Origin of the sequence: Streptomyces palmae, assembly GCF_004684805.1 — a bacterium.
In the GTDB taxonomy this organism is placed as follows: Bacteria; Actinomycetota; Actinomycetes; order Streptomycetales; family Streptomycetaceae; genus Streptomyces; species Streptomyces palmae.
Genome location: NZ_SRID01000057.1, coordinates 1 through 25,880, shown reverse-complemented (window position 1 = coordinate 25,880; position 25,880 = coordinate 1). Strand labels below are relative to the sequence as shown.

The following is a 25,880-nucleotide window of genomic DNA, read 5'->3' as shown; positions in this document are numbered from 1 at the left end:
TGTATAAGAGACAGCGGCGGGGAGGGTGTCCCGCCTGGCGTGGGCCGGGTGCCGGCGGGTGTGCAGCCGGGAGCGTACGTCCTGGGGCGGCAGGAACTGCGCCCAGCGCTCGGGGAACTCGGAGGGGGGCGGGGAGTCCGTCCAGCCCAGGAGGTCGGCCTCCGCCAGGTCGGCCTCGTCCGCCTCGTTGTGCCAGTCGTCGTGCTCGGACCGGCGCAGGCCCGCCTGGGCCGCCGCGGTCTCCAGTGCCAGCGCCCGTACCCGCGCCGCGTGCTCGGCGCGGGCGGCGGCGATGGCCACCGAGGGCCACACCCGGTCGATCGCGGCGTTGACCGCGGCGCCGACCAGCACCGCGAAGGCGGAGACGCCGATCCACAGCAGCACCGCCACCGGGGCCGCCAGCGACCCGTAGATGGTGGGCCCCTCGACGGTGTGGACCAGGTAGATGCGGAGCAGGAAGCTGCCCAGCACCCAGATGGCCAGGGCGATCAGGGCCCCCGGGATGTCCTCGCGCCAGGGCGAGCGCACCGGCACCGACACGTGGTAGAGCGTGGTGAGGAAGGCGATGGAGAGCAGCATCACCACCGGCCAGTAGAGGATCCTGACCAGGGTGCCGCTCCAGGGCACGACCTCCACCACGGCCTCCGGCCCGGCGACCATCAGCGGGAGCGTGACCGCGCCGATGACCAGGGCGACCAGATAGAGCAGGAAGGCCAGCAGCCGGGTCTTGACGATCCCGCGGTGCCCTTCCAGGCCGTACATCACGGTGATGGTGTCGACGAAGACGTTGACCGCCCGTGATCCGGACCACAGCGCGATGGCGAAGCCGAGCGAGATGACGTCCGGCCGGCCGCCCTCGATCACGTCGTTCAGCAGCGGGCGGGCGATCTCCCGCACGCCCTTCTCGGACAGCACGGTGCCGGCGCCGTCCAGGATGGTGTCCCGGAGGGTGAGCACCGTGTGGGTGTCGGTCCAGGAGTCCACGTAGCCGAGCAGCCCGATCAGGGCGAGCAGCAGCGGGGGCAGCGACAGCAGGGTGAAGAAGGCCGCCTCCGCGGCCAGCCCGGTGACCCGGTACTCCATGCAGGAGTTGACGGTGTCCTTCAGCAGCAGCCATACGGTTCGGCGCTTGGAGACACTGCGGGTCAGGGCGCGGGCCTTGCGGAGCCGGCCGGAGGGCCGCTCCGCTGGTTCCGCGGGTTCGTCTGCACGCTGCACGTTATTACGTTAACCGGGGCAGAACGCCTGGCGTGCCACACGGTCGCGGCGAGCGGCCGCCACGGGTGCGCGGAAGGCCCGGAAGGGGCTCCTCCGCCCGGCGGGTTCGCGGCGGGGGTGATGCCGCGCCGACCCGGCACCACCCCTCGCTCGCAACCTCCACTGTCGAACGCCACCGGGCGGCACCGCAAACGTTGCGCCGCGGTTGCAACGATCTTGGTGTCGGTGCTCCGCGCGCCCCGGGGCAGCGGCACCATGTCCGGGTGGATCCCAGATCGATGGACCGGTTGCCGCCCGCCGCCCCGCACCCCTGTCCGCTGCTCGACGCGTCCTGGCGGCGCTCGCGGGAGCACGGCGTCCTCCCGGACGCCGGGCGGACGGCCCGCTGGCTGTCCGCGGAGCAGTTGGCCCGCCGCAGGCACGGCTCGCGCCTGGCCGAGCTGCTGCCCCGGCTGCGCGAGGGGCTGCGCCCGGTCATCGACGACGAGCGGCATGTGCTGGTCGTCAGCGACGCCGACGGCTGGGTGCTGTGGTGGGAGGGCAGCCGGGCGGTGCGCCGCCGGGCGGAGCGGCTGGACCTCTTCGAGGGCGCCCACTGGGGTGAGGAGACGGTGGGCACCAACGGCATCGGCACCTCGCTGGTGGCCCGGCGGCCGGTGCAGGTGCGCGCCGGGGAGCACTATGTGCACGCGCTGCACACCCTGGTGTGCGCGGCGGCCCCGCTGCACGATCCGCGGGACGGGCGGCTGCTGGGGGCGGTGAACGTGACCGGCCCGGCGGACCGGGCGCACCCCTGGATGCTGCCCCTGGTGGCGGCCGTGGCGCAGGTGGCCGAGGGGGAGCTGCGGGCCCGGCACTGGGCCTCGCTGGACCGGCTGCGGGCGGTGGCCGCGCCGGTGCTGGCCCGGCTGGAGGGCGCCGCGCTGGTGGTGGACCCCGCCGGTTGGCCCGCGGCGGTGACCGGGATGGCGCCTCCGGAGCGGGTGGCGCTGCCCAGGGCGCCGCAGGCCGGCCCGGTCTGGCTGCCCGCGCTGGGCAGCTGCACCCTGGAGCCGCTGCCCGGCGGCTGGCTGATCCGGGTCGGCCCGCGCGCGGCGGACGGGGCGAGCCGGGTGCTGCTGGACGTGTCCGGGGCCCGGTCCTGGACGGTGACGGTGTCCGGTCCGGCCGGCAGCTGGACGCAGGAGCTGAGCCCGCGCCACACCGAGCTGCTGCTGGTCCTGGCACTTCACCGGGAGGGGCGCAGCGCCGGGCAGCTGGCGGCGGACCTGTTCGGAGATCCGGGGCGGGCGGTCACGGTCCGCGCGGAGATGTCCCGGCTGCGGCGCACCATGGGCGGGGTGCTGGCGCACCGCCCGTACCGGTTCGCGGACAGTGTGCGGGTGGAGGTGGTGCGCCCGGCCGGGCCGCTCGACCTGCTGCCGGGTTCCACGGCGCCCGCGGTCCTGGCGGCGCGGGGCGCATGATTGGCTGAGGCCATGAACACCACGGTGACCATCTGGTCCTTGGAGCAGACCGCGCCCGGCGACCTGCGGGCGGCGGCCGAGCCGCCCGCCTCGGCGGGGGTGCGGATCGTACGGGCCGAGGTGCCCAGCCCGGAGTTCAGCAGGTACCTGTACACCGCGGTGGGCTCGGACCTGTCCTGGACCGACCGGCTGTCCTGGCCCGCCGAGCGCTGGCACCGGGCGGTGCACGGGCCGGGCAACGAGATATGGGTGGTCTACGAGCGGGGCACTCCGGCGGGGTACATCGAGTTCGACGCGCAGGACGACGGGGTGGTGGAGATCGTCTACTTCGGTCTGCTGCCGGACTTCCGCGGCCGGGGCCTGGGCGGGCACCTGCTGAGTGTCGGGACGGCCCGGGCCTGGGACCTGGCGGAGCGCTGGCCGGGGCGGGCGCCCACCCGCCGGGTGTGGCTGCACACCTGCAGCCTGGACGGGCCGTACGCGATGGCCAACTACGAGCGGCGCGGCTTCCGGCTGTTCGACACCACCACCGAGCCCTACCCCGCGCCGGCAGCCGGCTAGCGGTGTCCGACGGGTGACCCGGAGGCCGTGAGGCCCCGGCGAGCACCCGGGCTCCCTGCCCGGGGTGGCGGGCTCGTCGCCGCCCGCCGGCCCGGCGCGGAGCTGTGCCCCGAGGCCGTGAGGCCCCCGTCGAACACCCCCCGCGAGCCCGGGCTTTCCCCGTCTCCGGGCGACCGCCGCACCCGCGCGGTCGCCCGGTGCGCCGCCCCTCCCCCCACCGCTCTCATCTCGCTCATCGAGACGCGTACGTCCAGATACCGGATGATGGTGGACGCTCCGGAGACCGGCGTGCCACGCTTTCGCTCATGTCCAGAGCTGGAATCCACTTGGTGAGTCGGCGGCACGTCGATCTCTGCCGCATGTCCAGCGCCATCTGTCCCGCGGGCTGACAGTCACAGCACCACCGCGCGTCTTCGCAGCTCTGCCCCCTCGCCGCACCGCCGCCCCCGCCGTCGCGGACGTGCCGCGCCGGCCTCCAGTTCTGCGCCAACTCCCTTCCACCGCCCCTGACTTGGACCGTTCACGCCGGTCACCAGGGCGCGGGCGGACAGCTTGATCCTGCCCTCTCGCAGCCGCATCCCCAAGGACACACCGTCATGGCCGCCATCCCGGAACACCCCCAGCCCTCGACCAGGGGCACGCCCGCCACCGCAGCCACGACCCGTCGCGACGCCGGGCGCAACGGCGGTGAGGGCCAGTGGGCCGCAGGGCACTCCACACCGCTCAACGCCAATGAGCAGTTCAAGAAGGAAGACGACGGTCTCAATGTGCGGACACGCATCGAGACCGTCTACGCCCATCAGGGATTCGGCTCCATCGACGGCGCCGATCTCCGCGGCCGGATGCGCTGGTGGGGCCTGTACACCCAGCGCAAGCCCGGTATCGACGGCGGCAGGACCGCGGTGCTGGCACCGGAGGAGCTGGACGACGAGTTCTTCATGCTCCGGGTGCGCATCGACGGCGGCCGGCTCACCACCGATCAGCTCCGGGTGATCGGCGACATCTCCCAGGAGTTCGCACGCGGCACCGCGGACATCACCGACCGGCAGAACATCCAGTACCACTGGATCCGGATCGAGGACGTCCCGGAGATCTGGCGGCGGCTGGAGGCCGTGGGGCTGTCCACCACCGAGGCCTGCGGCGACACTCCGCGGGTCATCCTCGGCTCCCCGGTCGCCGGGGTCGCCGAGGACGAGATCCTCGACGGCACCTGGGCGATCGAGGAGATCCAGCGCCGGATCATCGGCAACAAGGACTTCTCCAACCTGCCCCGCAAGTTCAAGGCCGCGGTGTCCGGTTCGCCGCTGCTGGACGTGGCGCACGAGATCAACGACGTCTCCTTCGTCGGCGTACGCCACCCCGAGCACGGGCCCGGCTTCGACCTGTGGGTGGGCGGCGGACTGTCCACCAACCCCAAACTCGGCGTCCGGCTGGGCGCCTGGGTGCCGCTGGCGGAGGTGCCCGAGGTCTTCGAGGGGGTCATCTCGATCTTCCGCGACCACGGATACCGGCGGCTGCGCAACCGCGCCCGGCTGAAGTTCCTGGTCGCCGACTGGGGAGCGGCCCGGTTCCGCCAGGTGCTGGAGGAGGAGTACCTGGGCCGCCCGCTGCTCGACGGCCCGGCCCCCGAACAGCCCTCCGGGGTCTGGCGCGACCACGTGGGGGTGCACCGCCAGCGCGACGGCCGCTTCTACGTCGGCTTCGCCCCGCGCGTCGGCCGCGTGGACGGCGCCACCCTCACCAAGATCGCCGAGCTGGCCGCCGGGCACGGCTCCGGACGGCTGCGGACCACCGCCGAGCAGAAGATGATCGTGCTGGACGTACCCGAGGACCGGGTGGCCTCCCTGGTGGCCGGACTGGAGGCGCTGGACCTGCGGGTGACCCCCTCGCCCTTCCGGCGCGGCACCATGGCCTGCACCGGCATCGAGTTCTGCAAGCTGGCGATCGTGGAGACCAAGGCGCGCGGCTCCGCCCTCATCGACGAACTCGAGCGCCGGCTGCCCGACTTCGACGAGCCGGTCACCGTCCACATCAACGGCTGCCCCAACGCCTGCGCCCGGATCCAGGTCGCCGACATCGGCCTCAAGGGCCAGCTCGTCGTGGACGACCAGGGCCGCCAGGTCGAGGGCTACCAGGTGCACCTGGGCGGCGCCCTCGGCCTGGAGCCGGGGTTCGGCCGCAAGGTCCGCGGCCTGAAGGTCACCGCCGATCGCCTGCCGGACTACGTGGAGCGGGTGCTGCGGCGCTTCCGGGCGGAGCGGGAGCCGGGCGAGCGGTTCGCCCAGTGGGCGGCGAGGGCCCCCGAGGAGGCGCTGCGATGAGCGAGCGCGCCGCCCCCTTCTACTGCCCCTACTGCGGCGACGAGGACCTGCGCCCGCACGGGCACCGGCACGCGGCCTGGGAGTGCGCCGCCTGCAACCGCGCCTTCCAACTGACCTTCCTCGGGCTGCTGGCCCGCGGATCCCACACCGACGCCGAAGGGGAACGGACATGACGCCGCCTCCGCACGCGGACCGGGCCGAACCCGGCGCCCTGCGCGCCCTGGCCGAGCGGGCCGGACGGGAGCTGGAGGACGCCCCCGCCCTGGACGTCCTGCGCTGGGCGGCAGACACCTTCGGCGAGCGGTTCTGCGTGACCTCCTCGATGGAGGACGCGGTGGTGGCGCACCTGGCCTCCCGCGCCCTGCCCGGGGTGGACGTGGTGTTCCTGGACACCGGCTACCACTTCCCGGAGACCATCGGCACCCGGGACGCGGTGGCGGCCGTCATGGACGTCCGCGTCATCACCCTCACCCCCCGTCAGACGGTCGCCGAGCAGGACGCGGAGTACGGCCCCGGGCTGCACGACCGCGACCCGGACCTGTGTTGCGCGCTGCGCAAGGTCAAGCCGCTGGAGGAGGGGCTGGCCGGCTACGACGCCTGGGCCACCGGGCTGCGCCGGGACGAGTCCCCGACCCGGGCCGGCACACCGGTGGTGGGCTGGGACGAGCGGCGCGGCAAGGTCAAGATCGCCCCGATCGCCCGCTGGAGCCGGCAGGACGTGGACGCCTACCTCGCCGAGCACCACGTGCTCACCAACCCGCTGCTGACGGACGGCTACGCCTCCGTCGGCTGCGCCCCCTGCACCCGGCGGGTGGCCCGGGGAGAGGACGTACGCGCGGGCCGCTGGGCGGGCCGGGCCAAGACCGAGTGCGGGCTGCACGGATGAGCGGCGCCCCCGCGGTGGTGGGGCACCGCGACCGGATCGACACGATGGGACGGACAGGAATGACAGGCGCCACGGTATGGCTGACCGGGCTGCCGAGCGCGGGCAAGACCACGCTCGCCCACGCGCTGGCGGAGCGGCTGCGCACGGCGGGGCACCGGGTGGAGGTGCTGGACGGTGACGAGACCCGGACCTTCCTCTCCGCCGGACTGGGCTTCAGCCGCGCGGACCGGCACACCCATGTGCGGCGGATCGGCTACGTGGCCGAACTGCTGGCCCGCAACGGGGTGCTGGCCCTGGTGCCGGTGATCGCCCCGTACGCGGACAGCCGCGAGGCGGTGCGCCGCCGCCACCAGGCCCAGGGCACCGCCTATCTGGAGGTGCACGTGGCCGCCCCGGTCGAGGTGTGCGCACAGCGCGATGTGAAGGGCCTGTACGCCCGGCAGGCCGCGGGCGAGCTGTCCGGGCTGACCGGGGTGGACGACCCGTACGAGCGGCCCGAGGACCCCGACCTGCGGATCGACTCGCACCGGCAGACGGTCTCCGGTTCGGTGGCCGAACTGGCCGCCCTGCTCGCCGAGAGGGGTCTGGCATGACCACCACCGCGGTCCTCGCCCCCGGGCACACCGCCCGTCCCCACCCGCTGTCGCACCTGGACGCCCTGGAGTCCGAGGCGGTGCACATCTTCCGCGAGGTGGCGGGCGAGTTCGAGCGCCCGGTGCTGCTGTTCTCCGGCGGCAAGGACTCCGTCGTGATGCTGCACCTGGCGCTGAAGGCGTTCGCGCCGGCGCCGGTGCCCTTCGCGCTGCTGCACGTGGACACCGGGCACAACTTCCCCGAGGTCATCGCGTTCCGCGACCGCACCGTGGCCCGCCACGGGCTGCGGCTGCACATCGCCTCGGTGCAGGAGTACATCGACGCGGGCACCCTGCGCGAGCGCCCGGACGGCACCCGCAACCCGCTGCAGACCGTGCCGCTGACCGAGGCCATCTCGCGCCACCGCTTCGACGCGGTGTTCGGCGGCGGCCGGCGCGACGAGGAGAAGGCCCGGGCCAAGGAGCGGGTGTTCTCACTGCGCGACGAGTTCTCCCAGTGGGACCCGCGCCGCCAGCGCCCCGAGCTGTGGCAGCTGTACAACGGCCGGCACGCCCCCGGCGAGCACGTCCGGGTCTTCCCGCTGTCCAACTGGACCGAGCTGGACGTGTGGCAGTACCTCACCCGGGAGCGCGTCGAGCTGCCGGAGATCTACTTCGCGCACGAGCGCGAGGTGTTCCAGCGCGACGGGATGTGGCTGACCGCCGGTGAGTGGGGCGGGCCGCGGGGCTCCGAGCGGGTGGAGAAGCGGCTGGTCCGCTACCGCACCGTGGGCGACATGTCCTGCACCGGCGCGATCGACTCGGACGCCGCCACACCGGACGCGGTGATCGCCGAGATCGCCGCCTCCCGGCTCACCGAGCGCGGCGCCACCCGGGCCGACGACCGGCTCTCCGAGGCCGCGATGGAAGACCGCAAGCGCGAGGGGTACTTCTAGGAATGTCCACGACCATCGAACAGCCGGCCGCCACCGCGCCGGACACCACACTGCTGCGCTTCGCGACCGCCGGATCGGTGGACGACGGCAAGTCGACCCTGGTGGGCCGGCTGCTGCACGACTCCAAGTCGGTCCTCGCCGACCAGTTGGCGGCGGTGGAGGGCGCCTCCCGCGCCCGCGGCCGCAGCGGCCCCGACCTGGCCCTGCTCACCGACGGGCTGCGCGCCGAGCGCGAGCAGGGCATCACCATCGACGTCGCCTACCGCTACTTCGCCACCCCCCGGCGGCGGTTCGTCCTCGCCGACACCCCGGGCCATGTGCAGTACACCCGGAACATGGTCACCGGCGCCTCCACCGCCGACCTGGCCGTGGTGCTGGTGGACGCCCGGGCCGGCGTGGTGGAGCAGACCCGCCGGCACGCCGCGGTCGCCGCCCTGCTGCGGGTGCCGCACATGGTGCTGGCGGTCAACAAGATGGACCTGGTGGGCTATGCGCGGGCGCCGTTCACCGCCATCGCCGAGGAGTTCACGGCGTACGCCTCCGAGCTGGGGATACCGGACGTCCGGGTCATCCCGATCTCCGCGCTCGCCGGCGACAACGTGGTGCGGCCGTCCGCGGCCATGCCCTGGTACCAGGGCCCGACCGTGCTGGAGCACCTGGAGACCGTCCCCACCGGCCAGGACCCGACCGGCGCCCCGGCCCGCTTCCCGGTGCAGTACGTGATCCGCCCGCAGACCGCCGAGCACCCCGACTACCGGGGCTACGCCGGGCAGATCGCCTCCGGGGTGCTGCGGGTGGGCGAGCCGGTGACGGTGCTGCCCTCGGGCCGTACCAGCACCATCGAGGGGATCGACGCGCTCGGCCGGAGCGTGGACGCCGCCTGGGCCCCGCAGTCGGTGACGCTCCGGCTCGCCGACGACCTGGACGCCTCGCGCGGCGACCTGATCGCGCCGGCCGCCTCCCCGCCGGCCCTCACCCGGGAGGTGGCGGCGACCGTCTGCCACCTCGCCGACCAGCCGCTGACCGCGGGCCGGCAGGTGCTGCTCAAGCACACCACCCGGACCGTCAAGGCGATCGTCACCGACATCCCCTCCCGGCTGACCCTGGACGACCTGTCCCAGCACCCGGCACCCGAACGGCTGGTGGCCAACGACATCGGCCGGGTCCGGGTGCGCACCGCAGAACCCCTGGCCCTGGACGCCTACGCCGACTCCCGCCGCACCGGCTCCTTCCTGCTGATCGACCCGGCCGACGGGACCACCCTGGCGGCCGGCATGGCGGGCGGTTCCTTCACTCCGGCGGAGGCCGGTGCAGCGCCCGGTGGCGAGGCGGCGGCACCGGGCGCGGGGAGGGAGGCGTGATGCCGTTCCCCCTGAGGCGCGCGCTGGCCGCGGCCGCCATCTGGCCGCTGCTGGTCGGCGTACTCGGCGCCTGCGGCTACGGCTCGCAGCGCGAGGACGCCGAGGGCGGCACGCCCACCGCCGGCGGCCGGCGGATCGACGGCCTGGACCAGGTGCGGATCGGCTACTTCGCCAACCTCACCCACGCCACCGCGCTGGTCGGCCTGCACGGGGACGGGCTGATCCAGCGTGAGCTGGGCGGCACCGCCGTCAAGCCCTACGTCTTCAACGCGGGCCCCTCCGAGATCGAGGCACTGAACGCCGGCTCCATCGACATCGGCTGGATCGGCCCGTCGCCTTCGGTCAACGGGTACGTCAAGTCGCACGGCAAGAACCTCAGGATCATCTCCGGTTCGGCCTCCGGCGGGGTGAAGCTGGTCGTCAACCCGGACCGGATCACCTCCCTGGACGACCTCAGGGGCAAGAAGATCGCCACCCCGCAGCTGGGCAACACCCAGGACGTGGCGCTCCTCGACTGGATCGCGGAGCGCGGCTGGAAGGTCGACGCGCAAAGCGGCCGGGGCGATGTCTCGGTGGTCCGCTCGGACAACAAGGTCACCCCGGACGCCTATGCCGCCGGCTCCATCGACGGTGCCTGGGTGCCCGAGCCCACCGCCTCCAAGCTGGTCGCCGAGGGCGGCAAGGTGCTGCTGGACGAGTCCTCGCTGTGGCCGGACGGGAAGTTCGTGATCACTCATGTGATCGTCCGGCAGTCCTTCCTGGAGCGGCACCCGGCCGTGGTCGAGGCCGTCCTGCGGGGCTCGGTGAAGACCAACCAGTGGATCAGGGACAACCCGCGGCGGGCCAGGGCCGATGCCAACAAGGCACTGGCGGCCCTGACCGGCAAACCGCTGCCGGCCGAGGTGATCGACCCGGCCTGGAAGAGCATCCAGGTCACCGACGACCCGCTGGCCGCCACCTTGGACACCCAGGCGCGGCACGCGGTGCGGGCCGGTCTGCTGGCGCGGCCCGACCTCGACGGCATCTACGACCTGCGGCTGCTGAACAAGGTCCGCAAGGCCGCCGGCCGGCCCCCGCTCTCCGCGGCCGGCCTCGGCACCCAGTAGCCCGCCCGTACCCACCAAGGAGGTGACCGGATGTCCCCGGCACTGACCACAGCGAAGAACGCGCCCACCGGCCGCGGCCCGGCGCGGGCCGTCCCGGCCGTCCGGATCGGCCGTGTCCACAAGGTGTTCGGCCGGCCCGGCGCCCCCGGGCAGGCCGTCCTGGACGACATCACCCTCGACGTGCGCCCCGGCGAGTTCGTCTGCCTCCTGGGTGCCTCCGGCTGCGGCAAGTCGACCCTGCTCAACCTGATCGCGGGCCTGGACCGGCCGACCGCCGGGGAGATCGACGTGCCCGGCGGGCGCCCGGCCCTGATGTTCCAGGAGCACGCGCTGTTCCCCTGGCTGACCGCGGGCCGGAACGTCGAACTGGCGCTGCGGCTGCGCAAGGTGCCGCGGGCCCGGCGGCGCCCGGAGGCCGAGCGGCTGCTGGAGCTGGTGCGGTTGGGCGGCGCCCACGGCAGGCGGGTGCACGAGCTGTCCGGCGGTATGCGGCAGCGGGTGGCGATGGCCCGGGCGCTGGCGCAGGCCTCCGACGTGCTGCTGATGGACGAGCCGTTCGCGGCCCTGGACGCCATCACCCGCGATGTGCTGCACGGCGAACTCACCCGGATCTGGCGCGAGACGGGCGTGTCCGTCGTGTTCGTCACCCACAACGTGCGGGAGGCGGTGCGGCTGGCCCAGCGGGTGGTGCTGCTCTCCTCCCGCCCGGGCCGGGTGATCCGCGAGTGGACGGTGGACCTCCCGCAGCCGCGCCGCGCCGAGGACCCGGCCGTCGCGGACCTGTCCCGGGAGATCACCGAGGAACTGCGTGGGGAGATCCGCCGCCATGGCCGGACCTGAGACCACCCGGAAGGAACCGGGGCAGGCCGCGGCGCCCCCGGGCGCGGACGGCGGACAGGACCCGGCCGGTCTGGGCGCGGGCCTGGACGCGCTGGAGGCGGTGCCCGTCCGGCGCGCTCCGCTGACCGAGGTCCTCATCCGCTCGGTGCTGCCGCCGATCGTCGCGATCGCCCTGGTGCTCGCCGTGTGGCAGGGCCTGGTCTGGGCGAAGGTGACCGACGACTACAAGCTGCCGAGCCCGGCCCGGGTCTGGGCGGCGCTGCGGGATCTGTGGCTGCGCGGCGAGTTGCTGGACATCGTGTGGACCAGCGTCTCGCGCGGGCTGTTCGGCTTCCTCGTCGCGCTGGCCATCGGCACCCCGCTGGGTCTGGTGGTGGCCCGGGTGCGGTTCGTCCGGGCGGCCGTCCGGCCGATCCTGTCCGGGTTGCAGTCGCTGCCCTCGGTGGCCTGGGTGCCTCCGACGCTGATCTGGATGGGCCTCAACGACCGGATGATGTACACGGTGATCCTGCTCGGCGCGGTGCCCTCCATCGCCAACGGGCTGGTCGCCGGCATCGACCAGGTGCCGCCCCTCTTCCTGCGGGCCGGTCGGACGCTGGGCGCCCGGGGGCTGCGCGGTGCCTGGCACATCCTGCTGCCCGCGGCGCTGCCCGGCTATGTGGCCGGACTCAAGCAGGGCTGGGCGTTCGCCTGGCGCTCGCTGATGGCCGCCGAGATCATCGCCAGCTCCCCCGACCTGGGGCTGGGGTTGGGCCAGTACCTGGAGAACCAGCGCAACAACTCGGACATGGCCGGGGTGCTGCTGGGCATCTTCCTGATCCTGTTCGTCGGGATCGCCATCGAACTGCTGGTGTTCGCCCCGGTGGAGCGGTGGGTGCTGCGCAGCCGCGGACTCCAGGAGCGGGCCCGCTGACGCCCCGCGTACCGGTGGCGCGGCCGGGTCGTCCGACGCCCGCTCCCGTGCTGCTCCTCGTCGCCCATGGCAGCCGCGATCCGCGGCACGCGGCCACCGTCGCCTCGCTCGCCGAGCGGGTGCGGTGGCTGCGGCCCGGGGTGCGGGTGGAGACGGCCTTCCTGGACTTCACCGCGCCGCGGGTGCCGCGGGTCCTGGAACGGCTGGCGGCCGAGGAGGCGGGCCCGGTGGTGGCGGTGCCGCTGCTGCTCACCCGCGCCTTCCACGCCAGGTCGGACATCCCGGCGGTGCTGCGCGCGGCCGGCGCGCGGCACCCGGGGCTGACCATCCGCCAGGCGGCGGTGCTCGGCCCGTCGCCGCTGCTGCGGGCCGCCTTGGAGCGGCGGCTGTACGAGGCCGGGGTGCGCCCCGGCGACCGGCCCTCGACCGGGGTGGTGCTGGCCTGCGCCGGCACCACCGACCCGGAGGCGGTCGCGGTCATCGAGGGCGTCGCCCGCCGGTGGCGGCGCACCGGTTGGCACGCGGTGCGGCCCGCCTTCGCCTCCGCGGTGCGGGCCGGTGGGCCCCTGTCCACCGAGGACGCGGTGCGCGCGCTGCGGGCGGCCGGCTGTGCGCGGGTGGCCGTGGCCCCGTACGCCATCGCGCCGGGCCGGCTGCCGGACCGGATCGCGGCGGGCGCCGCCGCGGCCGGTGCCGAGGTGCTGGCCGAGGTGCTCGGTGCCGCGCCCGAGGTGGCCCGATTGCTGGTGCGACGGTACGCTGCCGCGGCGCCGCAGCCGGCCATGCCGGCCGTATGAGCCGGGCGGGCCGCCGGGGGCGTGCGGACGGGCCTGGCCACCGTCCGGCTCCTCCTCGCGGTGGTCTCAGCTGAAGTCGAGGTCGCCGGTGCGGGTGCGCTTGAGCTCGAAGAACTTGGGGTATCCGGCGAGCAGTCGGGCGCCGTCGAAGATCCGCAGGGCGTCCTCCCCGCGCGGCACGGCGGTGAGCACCGGGCCGAAGAAGGCCACCCCGTCGATGTGCAGGGTGGGGGTGCCGACCTCCTCGCCGACCGGGTCCATCCCCTGGTGGTGGCTCTCCCGCAGCGCCGCGTCGTGGTCGGTGCTGTCCGCGGCCTCGGCCAGTTCGGCGGGCAGTCCCACCTCGGCCAGGGACTCCCGGAGGATCTCGGCCGTGTCCCTGCGGCCCTCGTTGTGGTAGCGGGTGCCGAAGGCGGTGTACAGGTCCCGCAGCACCTCCTCGCCGTGCTGCCGGGCCGCGGCGACGCACACCCGCACGGGCCCCCAACCCCGGTCCAGCAGCTCGCGGTAGCGCTCCGGCAGGTCCTCGCGGCCGTCGTTGAGCACCGACAGGCTCATCACCCGGAAGCGCAGGTCGAGCGGGCGCTGCCGGTCCACCTCGAGGATCCACCGGGAGGTGATCCAGGCGAACGGGCAGATGGGGTCGAAGTAGAAGTCGACGGTGGTCACCGGGGTGTCGGCGGCGGCCTCCCGGGTGGTGGCGGAGGCGGCGGGGCGGGTGGCGCTGTCAGTGGTCATGTGCAGCAGCCTAGGCCGCGAATGGCCCCGACATCTGGGCCATTGACCGGGCTTATGAGTGGGCCACTTGGGTGCGCGGTCGATGCCCGACCTGGCATGGTGCCCCCGGTCCGGGCCCGGAGAAGACCGGAGGCCGGCCGTCGTGCCCCGTGGGGGGCGGGCACGACGGCCGGCCTCGGTGCCGAGCGGACGAGTCCTACTCGACGACCTTGAGGAGCTTGTTGGGCGTGCCCTCGCTCGGGTTGGAGATCTTGTCCGGGGTGGCGCCCTCGGTCAGCGCGGTCGCGACCTCCTCGGGGGTGGCGTCCGGGTGGTTGCCGAGGTAGACGGCGGCGGCGCCCACGACGTGCGGGGTCGCCATCGAGGTGCCGGAGATGGTGTTGGTGGCGTCGTCGCCGGTGTTCCAGTCGGAGGTGATGTCCGAGCCGGGGGCGTACAGGTCCACCACGTCACCGTAGTTGGAGAAGTCCGACTGCTCGTCGTCCTTGGTGCTGGAGGCGACGGTGATCGCCTCCTTCACCCGGGCCGGGGAGCCCTGGGAGGCGTCGCTGGACTCGTTGCCGGCGGCCACCGCGAAGGTGACACCGGAGGCGATGGCCTTCTGCACCGCGGTGTCCAGAGCCTCGTCGGCGCCGCCGCCCAGGCTCATGTTGGCGACGGACGGGCCCTGGTGGTTCTGGGTGACCCAGTCGATGCCCGCGACGACCTGCTCGGTGGTGCCGGAGCCCTGGTCGTCCAGCACCCGCACCGCGACGATCTTCGTCTTCTTGGCGACACCGTGCTCGGCGCCGCCGATGGTGCCCGCCACGTGCGTGCCGTGGCCGTTGCCGTCGTCGGCGGTGTCGTCGTTGTCCACGGCGTCGAAGCCGTAGCTGGCGCGGCCCTCGAAGTCCTTGTGGCTGATGCGGACACCGGTGTCGATGACGTACGCGGTGACACCCTCACCCGCGGAGTCGGGGTAGGTGTACGCCCCATCCCCCTCGGTGTCGGCCTGGTCGATCCGGTCCAGGCCCCAGGACGGCGGGTTCTCCTGCGTGGCGTCGATGCTGAACCGGTGGTTCTGCACCACCTTCTCCACCGCCGGGTCGGCGGCCAGGCGCTTGGCCTCGGTCTCGCTCAGCCCCTTGGCCGAGAAGCCGTTGATGGCGGACTTGTAGGTCCGCTTGACGGTGCCGCCGTACTCCTTGGCGAGGTCCTTGCTCTCGGACGCGGCCTTGACGCCCTTGCCGTCCTTCAGCAGCACGATGTAGCTGCCGTCGATGGCGTCCTTGGACTGGGTCCCGTAGACCTTGCCCTCGGCGGGGGTCGACGCGCCGGCCGGCATGGCCACGAAGGCCCCGGCGGTGACGGCAGCGGCGGCGGCGACGGCGAGGCCTATCTTCCGGCCCTTGGCATGCTTGCGAGTTGCCATGACGAGGGTTCCTCCTCGTGAGGTGTGTGGGGGGATCGGCTGTCATGGACAGCCCCCGGCGGCCGAAGAATCGGCGCCGGGTTGATTCGAAACCCTGTCGGATCGGCGGGGAGGATTTCAAAGCCTCGGACGCGGATGTGACTTATGCAACGTTGCTTCGTAATGAGATAGCCCGCCGAGCGCCGCTAAACCGGAAAAATGCCCTGTTCCCGCCGTGCCGGGTGATGTCCCTTTACGTGTAAGGGGCCATCACTTTCCATGGTGGGGCTAGCACCACCATGGATGGGGGACATCCCCCACCACCGATTCACCTGCCAGCAGGATGGGTCGGCCCCTCCCCGGGCCATAGCGTCGAAGGGTCGAAAGAAGGCGTGGCGGCGGAGGTCGCCGCACGGGGAAAAGGGGAAGTCGTGTCGGACACAGGCCGCTTGGACAGACCACGAGGGTTGGCCGCCCGCGCGGGAAGCTGGAGCGCCCGGCACCGGTGGGTCGCGGTCGGGGGGTGGGTCCTCTTCGTCATCCTGGCGGTCGCCCTCGGATCGATGGCCGGGCGCGTGGACACCACGCGCAGCGAGTCGCAGCCCGGTGAGTCCGGGAGGGTCGAGAAGATCCTCGACGAGGCGGGCGTCACCAGTCCGGCCTCGGAGACGGTGCTCGTCCAGTCCCGGGAGCGCGGGGGCCCCACCGCCGATCAGGCGGCCTTCCACCAGGCGGTGGACGCGGTGCTGACCGCGGTGCGGGGCACCGGCGAGGTCACCGGGCTGAAGTCCCCGTACACCTCCAAGGCCATATCCGCCGACGGGCGTTCGGCGCTGGTCCAGTTCGAGATACGCGGCGATCCGGAGAAGGCCGGCGACCGCATCGAACCGGTGCTGGACGCGGTCGCCAAGGTGAAGGACGAGCACAAGGCGTTCACCATCGAGCAGTTCGGTGACGCCAGTGGTGACAAGGCGTTCAGCGACGCCTTCGGTGACGACTTCGCCCAGGCCGAGTACTCCGCGCTGCCGGTCGCCCTCGGCATCCTGCTGATCGCCTTCGGCGCCCTGGTCGCCGCGCTGCTGCCGGTGGTGCTCGCCATGACCGCCTTCATCGCCACCAGCGGCCTGGTCGCCGTGGTCAGCCACGCGGTCCACATGAGCGACACCGCCAACTCCGTGATGCTGCTGGTCGGTCTGGCCGTCGGCGTCGACTACTGCCTGTTCTACCTGCGGCGGGAGCGCGAGGAGCGGGCCGCCGGACGGGACCCGCAGACCGCGCTGCGCATCGCCGCCGCCACCTCCGGGCACGCGGTCCTGGTCTCCGGATTCACCGTCATCGTCGCCATGGCCGGCATGCTCTTCACCGGGATCGCGGACTTCAAGGCCATGGGCCTGGCCACGCTGATGGTGGTCGCGGTCGCGGTGGTCGGCTCGGTCACGGTGCTGCCCGCGCTGCTGTCCCTGCTGGGTGAGCGGGTGGAGAAGGGCCGGGTGCCCTTCCTGTCCCGCATCAAGGGCGGCAAGGGCCGGCACGGCGGCACCAGCGAGAGCCGCTTCTGGCGCGCGGTGCTGACCAAGGTGCTGCGGCGGCCCGCGCTCTCGGTCGGCCTCGCCGGCGGCGTGCTGGTCCTGCTCGCGCTGCCCGCGGCGGGCATGAAGACCGCCAACCTGGCGCTGGACCAGGAGTTCGACAGCTCCATGCCGATCGTCACCGCCTACCAGGACATGAACGCGGCCTTCCCCGGCGGCCCCGACCCGGCCAACGTGATCGTCAAGGCCGATGACATCGACGCCGCGCCGGTGCGCACCGCCATCGCCGACTTCCGCGCCCAGGCCGTGGCCAAGGGTGCCTCCAAGGGGCCGGTGGAGCTCACCGTGCACCGCAAGGAGAACGTCGCCGTGATCCATGTCCCGCTGCTCGGCGGCACGGACAAGGACAAGGCGGAGAAGAGCCTGAACATCCTGCGCGACGAGGTACGGCCGGCCACCCTCGACAAGGTCGACGGAGTGGACGCCCCGATCGGCGGCTCGATCGCCTCCTCCAAGGACTTCTCCGACAAGATCGGGGCGGCCGCGATACCGGTCTTCGCCTTCGTGGTGGTCTTCGCCTTCCTGCTGATGCTGATGTCCTTCCGGTCGCTGACCATCGCGGTGACCGCCATCGTGCTCAACCTGCTGTCGGTGGGCGCCGCCTACGGCATCCTGACCGCCGTCTTCCAGCACGGCTGGGGCGCCGGGCTGGTGGGCGCCGAGGGAGTCGGCGCGGTCGTGGCCTGGCTGCCGCTCTTCCTCTTCGTCATCCTGTTCGGCCTGAGCATGGACTACCACGTCTTCGTGGTCTCCCGGATCCGCGAGGCCCGGGTCGCCGGGCGCACCACCCGGGACGCCATCGTGCACGGTGTGGTCACCACCGCCGGTGTGGTCACCAGTGCGGCGGTCATCATGGTCGCGGTCTTCGCCATCTTCGGCACGCTGTCCATGCAGAGCATGAAGCAGATGGGGGTGGGCCTGGCGGCGGCGGTGCTCATCGACGCCACGGTGATCCGCGGGGTGCTGCTGCCGGCCCTGATGGCGATGCTCGGCGAGCGCAACTGGTACATGCCGCGCTGGCTGCGCTGGCTGCCGGACCTCTCGCACGACGAGCCGCAGGCCGCGCCGCACGGCACCCCGGCGGCCGACGCCCTGGGGGCGCACGGCGCCGGCGAGTACCAGCCCCAGCACATCCGGGTCTGACCTCCCCGGTCCCACACGGCGCGCGGCGGTCGGCCGGCCATATGGCCGGCGGACCGCCGCGTGTGTGCGTGCGGTGTCCGGGAGCGGTAGGGCACCCCCGTCCTCGGAGTCGGCCGGCCGGCGTGCGCGGTGCCCGAGGGCGGCGGGGCGACCAGTCCGCCGGAGCCGGCCGGGGCCCGCGGGTGTGTCCCTACCGCTGGTAGCGCCGGAGCACCAGGTTTCCGTCGGCCACCAGCTTGTGCCGGAGCGAGTCCTCGCCGATCGCTCCGCTGTAGTACTCCTGGAAGGCGGGCGTGGCGATCTTGTCCTTCCATTCCGGGTATCCGCGCACCGACTGGGCGGGCGCGGAGCGCAGATGGCGGGCGAGCGCGGTCCCGGTGGCCCAGCCGCGGCGCTCGGTGTGCAGCGCCGGGTGGGCGAGCGCCTGCCGCCCGGTGGGCAGCATCCAGTCGCCGAGCGCCAGCCGCACCATGTTCCGGGGCCGCAGCAGAAACGCGATGAACGCCGCGGCCTCCTCCCGGTACGGGCTGTCCTCGGCGATGGACAGCGTCTGCGGGCTGACGCCCTGCCGCTGGTCGCCCCCGGGCCCGGCGGGCGCGGGCAGCACCGTCCAGCGGAAGCCCCGGGGTGCCTGCTGCACGATCTGCTGCCGGTAGGAGAAGCCCAGCGGGACCATGGCGTACCGGCCGTCGAAGAACCCGGGCAGGGTGTCCGAGCCGCCCATGCCGAGGGTGGTGCGGGCGGCGCTGCGGTCCGTGTTGACCTGGTCGTGCACCACGCGTGGCACCCGCTGCTCGGCGGCGTCGAACCGCACCGTCACCTTGCCGTCGGCGCCCCGGTGGAAGGTCTGGCCGCCGGTGGACAGCGACAGGTTGAGGGTGGCGGACACCGGTTCCTTCAGTGGCCAGGCCACCCCGTACCTCCCTTCGCCGGTCAGCCGCCGGGCCACCTCCTCGAACTCCGGCCAGCTCCACGGTTCGCCGGCGGTGGGGATGCGTACCCGGGCCCGCTCCAGGCGGTCGAGGTCGGCCATGATGACGCGCGGCTCCTGGAGGAAGGGCACGCCGAAGACACCGTCCCCGAAGGTGGTGGTCCGCCAGCTGTGCTCCGGGATGTCCTGGGTCAGCGCGCGCGGCAGCAGTCCGGTGAGGTCGGCCAGGGAGCCGCCGTAGGCGAAGTCGGCCAGGTCGTCGGAGGCGTCATGGATGACATCCGGTGCCTCACCGCCTTCGAAGGCGGTGAGCAGCTGGTCGTGCACGCCGTCCCAGCTGCCCTGGACGTACTCGACGGTGACCTTGGGGTGGGCGGCGTTCCACTCCCGTACCAGCCGCTTGTTGACCTCGATGGACTCCTGCTGCCAGGCCAGTGACTGGAAGCGCAGGGTCACCGAGCCGTCGGCGGCCCGGCGCCGCCGGGTGGCGCAGCCGGCCAGGGCGGTGGCGGGCGCGGCCCAGGTGGCGGCCAGCAGGGTGCGGCGGCGCATCAGTGCTTCACCGCCCCGGCCAGCATCCCGCCGCTGATCCGGCGTTGCAGAAGGGCGAAGAGCAGGAGGGAGGGGAGGGTCGCCAGCAGTGAGGCGGCGGCGAGCGGGCCGAGGTCGGCCACCCCTTCGGCACCCAGGAAGTGGGTGAGGACCACGGGCATCGTCTGCTTCTCGGGAGACTTGAGCAGGACCAGGGCGAAGAAGAACTCGTTCCAGGCCGTGATGAAGGCGAACAGCGCGGTGGCCGCGATGCCCGGGGCGAGCAGCGGGACGGTGACCGAGACCAGGGTGCGCAGCCGCCCCGCGCCGTCCACCGCCGCGGCCTCCTCCAGCTCCGGTGGCAGCGCCCGTACATAACCGGTGAGCAGCCACAGGGCGAACGGCAGCGACCAGACCACGTAGACCATCACCAGGCCCGGCATGGCGTCGATCAGCCGGAGGTGCTTGAGGAGCAGGAACAGCGGGATGATCAGCAGCACCAGGGGGAATGCCTGGCTGACCACCACCCAGCCGGTGGCGGCCCGGCTGAGCCAGGACCGCCGGCGGGCCAGCGCGTAGGCCATCGGGACGGCCAGCAGGACCGCGATGAGGGCGGCGCTGCCCGCGGCGAGCAGGCTGTTGCCCGCGGCGCGCAGCAGCGGCTGCTCGTCGAGGGCCTGCCGGAAGTTGTCCCAGGTGGGCTGGTCCGGGATCCACTGGGGGTGGGAGCTGGCCAGCTCCCGCGGCGGCTTGAACGCGGTGGAGACCAGCCACAGCAGCGGGAAGGCGAGGAAGACCAGGTAGCCCAGCAGGGCGAGGTACTGGCCGGCACGCCCGGCGCGCCGCCGGACGGCCCGGCTTCGGGGGCGGCTTCGGATGGGGTGTGTCATGTCCGGTCCCCCTTCAGCCGGCCGACCAGGAAGACGGCCAGCAGCACGGAGACCACGGCGACCAGCACGCAGCCCATGGCCGCCGCGTAGCCGAACTGCCCGTAGCGGAAGGCCTCCTCGTAGGCGAAGAGCATCGGCAGCCGGGTACGGCCACCGGGTCCGCCGTTGGTGAGGACGTAGACCAGGGCGAAGGAGTTGAGGTTCCAGATGAAGGCGAGGGCGCCCATCGCCACCGCGACCGGCCGCAGCGCCGGCCAGGTGACGGTCCGGAAGCGGCGCCAGGCGCCGGCCCCGTCCATGGCCGCCGCCTCGTGCAGTTCGCGGGGGACGTTCTGCAGGCCGGCCAGGAGCGCCACCGTGGTCTGCGGCATCCCGGCCCACACGCCCACCACGATCACGGCGGGCAGGGCACTACCCAGGCTGCCCAGCCAGTCGCGATGGGTGCCCAGGGTCTCGTTGAGGATGCCGGCGTCCGGGTGGTAGACCAGCCGCCACATGATGCCCACCACCACCTCGGGCATCGCCCAGGGCACGATCGCCAGCGTCCGGGCCAGCCAGCGGAACCGCAGGTTCTGGTTGAGCAGCAGGGCCAGCCCCAGCGAGAGCAGGAACTGCGGCACCGTCACTCCGGCGGCCCATACCAGGCCGATCCGGAAGGACTCCCAGAAGAGGGTGTCCTGCCGGAGGTCCCGGAAGTTCAGCAGGCCGATCCACTCGGTCGGATCGGTGCGGCCGGACTGGGCGTCGGTGAAGGCCAGCGCGATGCCGTAGAGCAGGGGGCCGACGCTGAGCACCAGGATCGGCAGCAGCGCGGGCAGCACCAGGAACCAGGCACCCGGGTCCCACCGCCGGCCACCGCCCTTGCCGCCTGCCGCCCGGCGCTCCACCGCGGGGCGCGGGGGCCGCGGCCCGTCGGGCGCGGGGTGCCGGGTCTGGTGACCGGGTCTCTTCTCGGAGTACGGGGGTGACCCCCCGGCGGGACGTAACACGGCCACGAGCTCCTCACGGGCGCGTCAGCGCAGGTCGGCTGGGCGGGCGCCCGGTGCGGAAGCCCCCGTCATGGTGCTGACGGCGCAGGGCCCAGTCAAGCGTTCGGCCGATGACACGAGGTGCGAGACTGGGCCGGGCGAGATGGCATCTGCGGGAAAGGCATGGCGTGGCAGCGGCGGCGTTCGAAGGGGCATTCACGGAGGAGCGGGCCCGCAAGGTGCTCGCGGCGGCGGTTCCGCACCTGGGCGACGAGGGGGTCGAGACCCGGCTGCTGGCACTCGGTGAGAACGCCGTGTTCGCGGTGGACCGGCCGCGGGAGCCGGGGCTGGTGGTCCGGATCAGCCGCACCGACGACGACCACACCCGGCAGCGGGCGGTGCGTGAACTGCGGGTCGCCGCATGGCTGGCCGCCCAGGGCGTGCCCGCGGTGCGGCCCGCCCGCCACGGCGCCGAGCAGCCGCTGTCCTTCGACGGGCACCTGGTCACCTACTGGGAGCGGCTGCCCCCGGCGGTGCGCCCGGCCGAGCCGCGCGACCTCGCGGAACTGCTGCTGCTGGTGCACGCGCTGCCGCCCTGCCCGGTGGAGCTCCCCGCGCGGGACCTGCTCGGCGGTGTGGAGCGCTGGCTGCGGTTGGCGGGCGAGGCCATCGACCCGGCCGACGCGGCCTATCTGCGCTCCCGGCGCGACGACTTCGCCGCCGCCGCCCAGCAGCTGACCCCGAGGCTGCCACCGGGCACGATCCACGGAGACGCGCTGCCCCGCAATGTGCACATCGGCCCGAACGGGCCGGTCCTGGTGGACCTGGAGACCTTCTCCGACGATCTGCGCGAGCACGATCTGGTGGTGATGGCCCTCTCCCGCGACCGGTACGGACTGGACCCCGCCGCCTACGACGGCTTCGTCCGGACGTACGGCTGGGACGTGCGGGACTGGGAGGGCTGCGCGGTGCTGCGCGGTGCCCGGGAGACCGCCAGCTGCGCCTGGGTGGCCCAGCACGCGCCCGCCAATCCGGCCGCGCTGGCGGAGTTCCGCCGCCGGGTGGCCTCACTGCGCGAGGGCGACCCGGCGGTGCGCTGGTATCCGTTCTGACGGGGCTGCCTCGGCCGGCCCCTGCCCCGCCGGCCGGCTCGCCGGGCCACGGGCCGCGCCCGGCCGGGGGCCGTGGCGCGCCGGTCAGGCCGCGCCGGGCACCGTCTCGGCCTCGCGCAGCGGCCAGCTCCCGTCCACCACCGCCTCGGGTGTGCCCCGGCCGCGCAGCCAGCGCTGGTAGCCCGCGGCCCACTCCGCGTACCAGTCGACCTGCGCCCGGTGCAGCTCCCAGGGCTCCATCCGCGCCACCTCGGGGTGGGCCTCCGCCACCGCCACCGCCACCCGGGCCGCCGCGAGCGCGTCCGCCCCGGCCTCATGGGCCCCGGAGAGCACCACGCCGTACAGCTCGCAGACCGCGCCGAGCGTGCGCTTCCCCCTGCGGTACCGGTCCACGGCCCGGTCTATGGTCAGCGGATCGACCACCGGACCGGTCTCCGCCCCGCCCAGCCGCTCGCTGAGCGGGCGCAGTCCGTGCCGGCGCAGCTCGGCCGCGAGCAGGCTCAGGTCGAAGGCGGCGTTGTAGGCCACCACCGGTGTCCCGGCCCGCCAGTAACCGGCCAGGGTGTCGGCGGTCTCGTCGGCCACCTCCCGGGCCGGGCGGCCCAGCGCTGAGGCCCGCTCATTGGTGATGCCGTGCACCGCCACCGCGTCCTGCGGTATCAGAACGCCTGGGTCGGCCAGCCACTCCCGCCGGCCGATGGGCTCCCCGCCCTTCACCTCGACCACCGCGGCCGTGACGATCCGCGCGGTGGCCGGATCCGTACCCGTGGTCTCCAGATCGAACCCGATCAGCAACTCCCGGTGCCACCCCATAGCGGCCCTCCTTCACCTGATTTCCCCCGGTTGCGCTTCAGCCTCGCACGGGCCACTGACACTCGGCCCCGGACACCGGGCCCCGGGGCCCCGCGCCTGGTTCCACCACCCCCGGCGCCCGGCGTCGGGGCCGCTCTCCACCCGAGCCTGGGACACGGTGGCGCGGCGACCCGGCCGGTGCCGGCCCGACCGCCCTGGGGGCGGGTCCGACCGCCCGTGGAGGGCGGATCCGCTCAGGACACCGGGCGGGAGTCGGCCCAGATGCCCTCGAACTCGTCCCGGTAGGTCTCGAAGAGCCCGCCCTCGTCGTCGCCGTGCTCGTGCCGGAGCACCTCCCGGCCGCGCCCGCCGCCGCGCAGCACCAGCACCGGCGCCTCGATGCCGCGGGCCCTGCGGAGGTAGTTCTGGACGATGGCCAGGCCGTCCGCCCCGTCGCCGTTGACCAGGTAGGCGGTGAAGCGGGGGGTCTCGTCGAAGACATGGATCTCGAAAGCCCCCGGGTCCCGCAGCCGGGCCCGGACCCGCCGCATGTGCAGGATGTTCATCTCCACCGAGCGGCTCATCTCGCCCTTCTTCAGGCCGAGCTCGCGCTCCCGGCGGCGTACCGCGCTGCTGGCCGGGTTGAGGAAGAGCAGTCTGGCCCGGCAGCCGGCCTCGGCCAGCCGGACCAGTCGGCGCCCGGAGTAGTTCTGGACCAGGAGGTTCAGGCCTATGCCGACCGCGTCCAGCCGGCGGGCGTCCCCGAACAGGTCCTCGGCGGGCAGTTGGCGCTGCAACCGGACCCGGTCCGGGTGGACGCCCACCACGTCCGCGTACCGGTCGCCCACCAGGTCCTCGACCGCGTCTATCGGGAGCCGGTCGGCGGAGGGGGTGCCGCCGCCACCGCCGAGGATCTCCAGCAGCCGGGCGGAGGCCCGCTCGGCCTGGGCCAGGACGGTCTGGGACAGGGCGCGGTTGCGGGAGACGACATTGCGGGTCACCTCCAGCTCGTCCAGGGCCAGTTCCAGATCGCGGCGGTCGTCCAGGTACGGCTCGAAGCACGGCCAGTGCTGGACGAGCAGTTCACGCAGCTGCGGGAGGGTGAGGAAGCTGAGCACGTTGTCGTCGGCGGGGTCGAGGAGATACCCCTTGCGGCGGCTCACCTCCCGTACCGCGACGGCCCGCTGCACCCACTCCTGGCCGGCCGGTCCGGCCGCGGCCACCACCCAGTCGTCGCCGTGCACGGGCTCGTAGACGGGCCGGAGCACCGCGGCGACCACGGCGCGCAGCCGCTGCTCGACGAGGTTCAGCCAGATATAGGCGCGCCCGGCCCGGCGGGCGCGGGTGTGCACCTCGGTCCAGGCCTCGGCGTCCCAGTCCAGTTCCGCGCCGATCTCCACCGGCCGCGCCAGGGACACCGCGCCCGGTGGCGCGCCGGTGGCGCCGTCACCCCCGGGAACCGGGTCTCCAGGGGGCAGCTCCAACCCGCCCGAGCTCACCTTGCACCGCCTTCCGCCCCCGTCCAACGATCACCGCAGACTACTGCGCGGGCGGGGGCGGTGCATCACGATCGATCGAGCTGTCGAATCAACGGCCCTTACTCGGTATGGCCGTTGTGCGAGGAGAGCGCGGGAGGCGTGAGCGGATTCATAGCGGTGACGTCACGGGGGGAGAGCTGGAAGCCCTGCCAGTGCACCGGCATGGGCTCCTGGTCCTCGTCGCGGGCGATGTGGTGGAAGCCGATGTTGACCCAGACGATCGGATGCTTCAGGGTCTGGCCGTTGACCCACTTGTCCACGCTCTTGCCCGCGCGTGCGCCGCAGTTGGCGAGGTTGTTGCTGGCGAACTGCTCGCACTTGTTGTACTCGGTGACGTACACGTCGTGCCGGGTGTAGGAGCGTCCCGGGTACCGGGTGGTGTGGCCGGGGACGATCTCGTACGACCTGGGGTGGCCGTCCTTGTTCTTGCCGGCGGTGCTCACCACCCGCCACCAGCGGGCCGGGGCCGCGTCCCCGGCGAGTTCCTTGGTGACCTGGGTGCGGGTGGTCCTGGTCTTGGGCAGCTGGCCGGGCGCCTGGCTGGTGGTGGAGTCGTACTGCTCCACGCGGCTCTTCGGGGAGCCGTCCAGGCCGAAGTTCAACCGCCAGAAGACATTGTGGCTGTGGCTGGTGGCGTAGTCCTTGGCCCCCTTGCCGATGGGCCAGCCGCGGCCGTCGCCCGCGTCGTAGTCCATCGGGGAGAGGGTGCCGGTCGCGCCCACCTGCATGGTCATGGTGCCGTCCCCGGCGAACCGCCACTCGGTGATGTACTCGTACCAGCCGACCTGGTTGACGGTGTAGACCAGCAGGTCGCGGCCTTGTGCCTGGTACACCTTGCCGGGCCGCTCACCGGCCATGCGGTAGGTGTGGCCGCGGGCGCGGGTGGTGGCGCACAGGCCCTTGACCTCGGGGTGGTCGGGGTCCCAGGCGCCCGGCACCCGGACGGTCTTGATGGTGCCACCGGGGCACTCGGCCGGGTCGAGCTGTTGCAGGCCCTGGGCGAAGCCCTGTCCGGTGAGGTCGTCGTACTCGACGCTGCCGTCGTCGTACGGCACATGGATCTGGGCGAGCTTGGCGCTGGTGAGCACCTTGATCGGGGCGCGTTCGCCCTTGGGCTGGTAGGAGATGCCGTCCAGGACCAGCCCGGCGTGGGACTCGTAGTGCCAGCACATCCGCCAGACGGTGCCGCCGTCCAGCTTCTGCTCGATCCGGTAGGCGCTGCCGCACTGCGAGGCGGGGGCGCGCCGGGCGGCTGGGGAGG

24 protein-coding genes are annotated in these 25,880 nt (G+C 73.4%); 15 read left to right on the top strand and 9 right to left on the bottom strand.

The genetic code is table 11. The features are described 5' to 3' along the window. On the bottom strand, positions 1–1,218 hold a 1,218-nt coding region (locus tag E4099_RS09270; protein WP_135338489.1), incomplete at its 3' end, for a YihY/virulence factor BrkB family protein. Between the two features lie 278 nt (positions 1,219–1,496). On the opposite strand from E4099_RS09270, the gene E4099_RS09265 reads away from it, so the two are divergent. From E4099_RS09265 to E4099_RS09215, 13 genes are all read left to right on the top strand, one after another. Beyond that, positions 1,497–2,684, top strand: a complete 1,188-nt coding sequence (locus tag E4099_RS09265) for a GAF domain-containing protein (protein ID WP_209446564.1) — start codon at positions 1,497–1,499, stop codon at positions 2,682–2,684. A 12-nt stretch (positions 2,685–2,696) separates the two neighbouring features. Then, a complete protein-coding gene (locus tag E4099_RS33560; RefSeq protein WP_209446563.1) occupies positions 2,697–3,245 on the top strand; it encodes a GNAT family N-acetyltransferase in 549 nt (182 codons plus the stop codon). Positions 3,246–3,550: 305 nt separating this feature from the next. Next, positions 3,551–3,634: a putative leader peptide gene (locus E4099_RS35035; RefSeq protein ID WP_342451913.1), complete on the top strand. Its 84-nt coding sequence runs from the start codon at positions 3,551–3,553 to the stop codon at positions 3,632–3,634. Positions 3,635–3,841: 207 nt separating this feature from the next. Further along, positions 3,842–5,566, top strand: a complete 1,725-nt coding sequence (locus E4099_RS09255) for a nitrite/sulfite reductase (protein WP_135338487.1) — start codon at positions 3,842–3,844, stop codon at positions 5,564–5,566. Beyond that, complete coding sequence (locus tag E4099_RS32900) at positions 5,563–5,739, top strand: hypothetical protein (RefSeq protein WP_167828327.1); 177 nt, start codon at positions 5,563–5,565, stop codon at positions 5,737–5,739. The genes E4099_RS09255 and E4099_RS32900 overlap by 4 nt, the downstream gene beginning before the upstream one ends. Beyond that, on the top strand, positions 5,736–6,452 hold the full coding sequence (locus E4099_RS09250; RefSeq protein WP_135338486.1) for a phosphoadenylyl-sulfate reductase: 717 nt from the start codon (positions 5,736–5,738) through the stop codon (positions 6,450–6,452). Before E4099_RS32900 ends, E4099_RS09250 begins: the two co-directional genes overlap by 4 nt. A 59-nt stretch (positions 6,453–6,511) precedes the next feature. After that, positions 6,512–7,045, top strand: coding sequence for an adenylyl-sulfate kinase (gene cysC, locus E4099_RS09245; RefSeq protein WP_135338485.1), 534 nt, complete (start codon positions 6,512–6,514; stop codon positions 7,043–7,045). Beyond that, entirely contained in the window at positions 7,042–7,980 is a 939-nt protein-coding gene (cysD, locus tag E4099_RS09240; protein ID WP_135338484.1) for a sulfate adenylyltransferase subunit CysD, read from the top strand. Before cysC ends, cysD begins: the two co-directional genes overlap by 4 nt. A gap of 2 nt (positions 7,981–7,982) precedes the next feature. Further along, positions 7,983–9,341, top strand: a complete 1,359-nt coding sequence (locus E4099_RS09235) for a sulfate adenylyltransferase subunit 1 (RefSeq protein WP_135338483.1) — start codon at positions 7,983–7,985, stop codon at positions 9,339–9,341. Next, complete coding sequence (locus tag E4099_RS09230) at positions 9,341–10,447, top strand: ABC transporter substrate-binding protein (protein ID WP_135338482.1); 1,107 nt, start codon at positions 9,341–9,343, stop codon at positions 10,445–10,447. The genes E4099_RS09235 and E4099_RS09230 overlap by 1 nt, the downstream gene beginning before the upstream one ends. Before the next feature lie 30 nt (positions 10,448–10,477). Further along, entirely contained in the window at positions 10,478–11,287 is an 810-nt protein-coding gene (locus E4099_RS09225) for an ABC transporter ATP-binding protein (protein ID WP_135338481.1), read from the top strand. Next, on the top strand, positions 11,274–12,200 hold the full coding sequence (locus E4099_RS09220) for an ABC transporter permease (protein WP_135338480.1): 927 nt from the start codon (positions 11,274–11,276) through the stop codon (positions 12,198–12,200). The genes E4099_RS09225 and E4099_RS09220 overlap by 14 nt, the downstream gene beginning before the upstream one ends. A gap of 47 nt (positions 12,201–12,247) precedes the next feature. Then, positions 12,248–12,997 (top strand): sirohydrochlorin chelatase, encoded by a 750-nt coding sequence (locus E4099_RS09215; RefSeq protein WP_245244706.1) that lies wholly within the window; start codon positions 12,248–12,250, stop codon positions 12,995–12,997. Between the two features lie 66 nt (positions 12,998–13,063). On the opposite strand, the gene E4099_RS09210 is transcribed toward E4099_RS09215, so the two are convergent. After that, on the bottom strand, positions 13,064–13,735 hold the full coding sequence (locus E4099_RS09210) for a DsbA family protein (RefSeq protein ID WP_245244705.1): 672 nt from the start codon (positions 13,733–13,735) through the stop codon (positions 13,064–13,066). A 196-nt stretch (positions 13,736–13,931) separates the two neighbouring features. Then, positions 13,932–15,146, bottom strand: coding sequence for a S8 family peptidase (locus tag E4099_RS09205; protein WP_135338479.1), 1,215 nt, complete (start codon positions 15,144–15,146; stop codon positions 13,932–13,934). 554 nt (positions 15,147–15,700) lie between these two features. Here E4099_RS09205 and E4099_RS09200 point away from each other — a divergent pair. Beyond that, positions 15,701–17,857, top strand: coding sequence for an MMPL family transporter (locus E4099_RS09200; RefSeq protein ID WP_245244704.1), 2,157 nt, complete (start codon positions 15,701–15,703; stop codon positions 17,855–17,857). A gap of 190 nt (positions 17,858–18,047) precedes the next feature. Here E4099_RS09200 and E4099_RS09195 read toward each other — a convergent pair whose 3' ends face one another. Genes E4099_RS09195 through E4099_RS09185 form a run of 3 tightly spaced genes read right to left on the bottom strand, consistent with a single transcriptional unit; the run spans position 18,048 to position 21,096 of the window. After that, positions 18,048–19,340: an ABC transporter substrate-binding protein gene (locus tag E4099_RS09195; protein WP_135338477.1), complete on the bottom strand. Its 1,293-nt coding sequence runs from the start codon at positions 19,338–19,340 to the stop codon at positions 18,048–18,050. Next, positions 19,340–20,209, bottom strand: coding sequence for a carbohydrate ABC transporter permease (locus tag E4099_RS09190; RefSeq protein ID WP_135338476.1), 870 nt, complete (start codon positions 20,207–20,209; stop codon positions 19,340–19,342). The genes E4099_RS09195 and E4099_RS09190 overlap by 1 nt, the downstream gene beginning before the upstream one ends. Next, positions 20,206–21,096 carry a carbohydrate ABC transporter permease gene (locus tag E4099_RS09185; RefSeq protein WP_245244709.1) on the bottom strand — a complete coding sequence of 297 codons (891 nt, stop codon included), beginning with the start codon at positions 21,094–21,096 and terminating at the stop codon, positions 20,206–20,208. The genes E4099_RS09190 and E4099_RS09185 overlap by 4 nt, the downstream gene beginning before the upstream one ends. Before the next feature lie 269 nt (positions 21,097–21,365). On the opposite strand from E4099_RS09185, the gene E4099_RS09180 reads away from it, so the two are divergent. Then, positions 21,366–22,289: a phosphotransferase enzyme family protein gene (locus tag E4099_RS09180; RefSeq protein WP_386389369.1), complete on the top strand. Its 924-nt coding sequence runs from the start codon at positions 21,366–21,368 to the stop codon at positions 22,287–22,289. 84 nt (positions 22,290–22,373) lie between these two features. Here E4099_RS09180 and E4099_RS09175 read toward each other — a convergent pair whose 3' ends face one another. The 3 genes from E4099_RS09175 to E4099_RS09165 form a co-directional block, all read right to left on the bottom strand. Beyond that, positions 22,374–23,102: a 3'-5' exonuclease gene (locus tag E4099_RS09175; protein ID WP_135338473.1), complete on the bottom strand. Its 729-nt coding sequence runs from the start codon at positions 23,100–23,102 to the stop codon at positions 22,374–22,376. A 233-nt stretch (positions 23,103–23,335) separates the two neighbouring features. Then, a complete protein-coding gene (locus E4099_RS09170; protein ID WP_209446562.1) occupies positions 23,336–24,580 on the bottom strand; it encodes an SAV2148 family HEPN domain-containing protein in 1,245 nt (414 codons plus the stop codon). A gap of 98 nt (positions 24,581–24,678) precedes the next feature. Further along, a partial coding sequence (locus tag E4099_RS09165; protein WP_245244703.1) for a copper amine oxidase occupies positions 24,679–25,880 on the bottom strand: 1,202 nt, incomplete at its 5' end.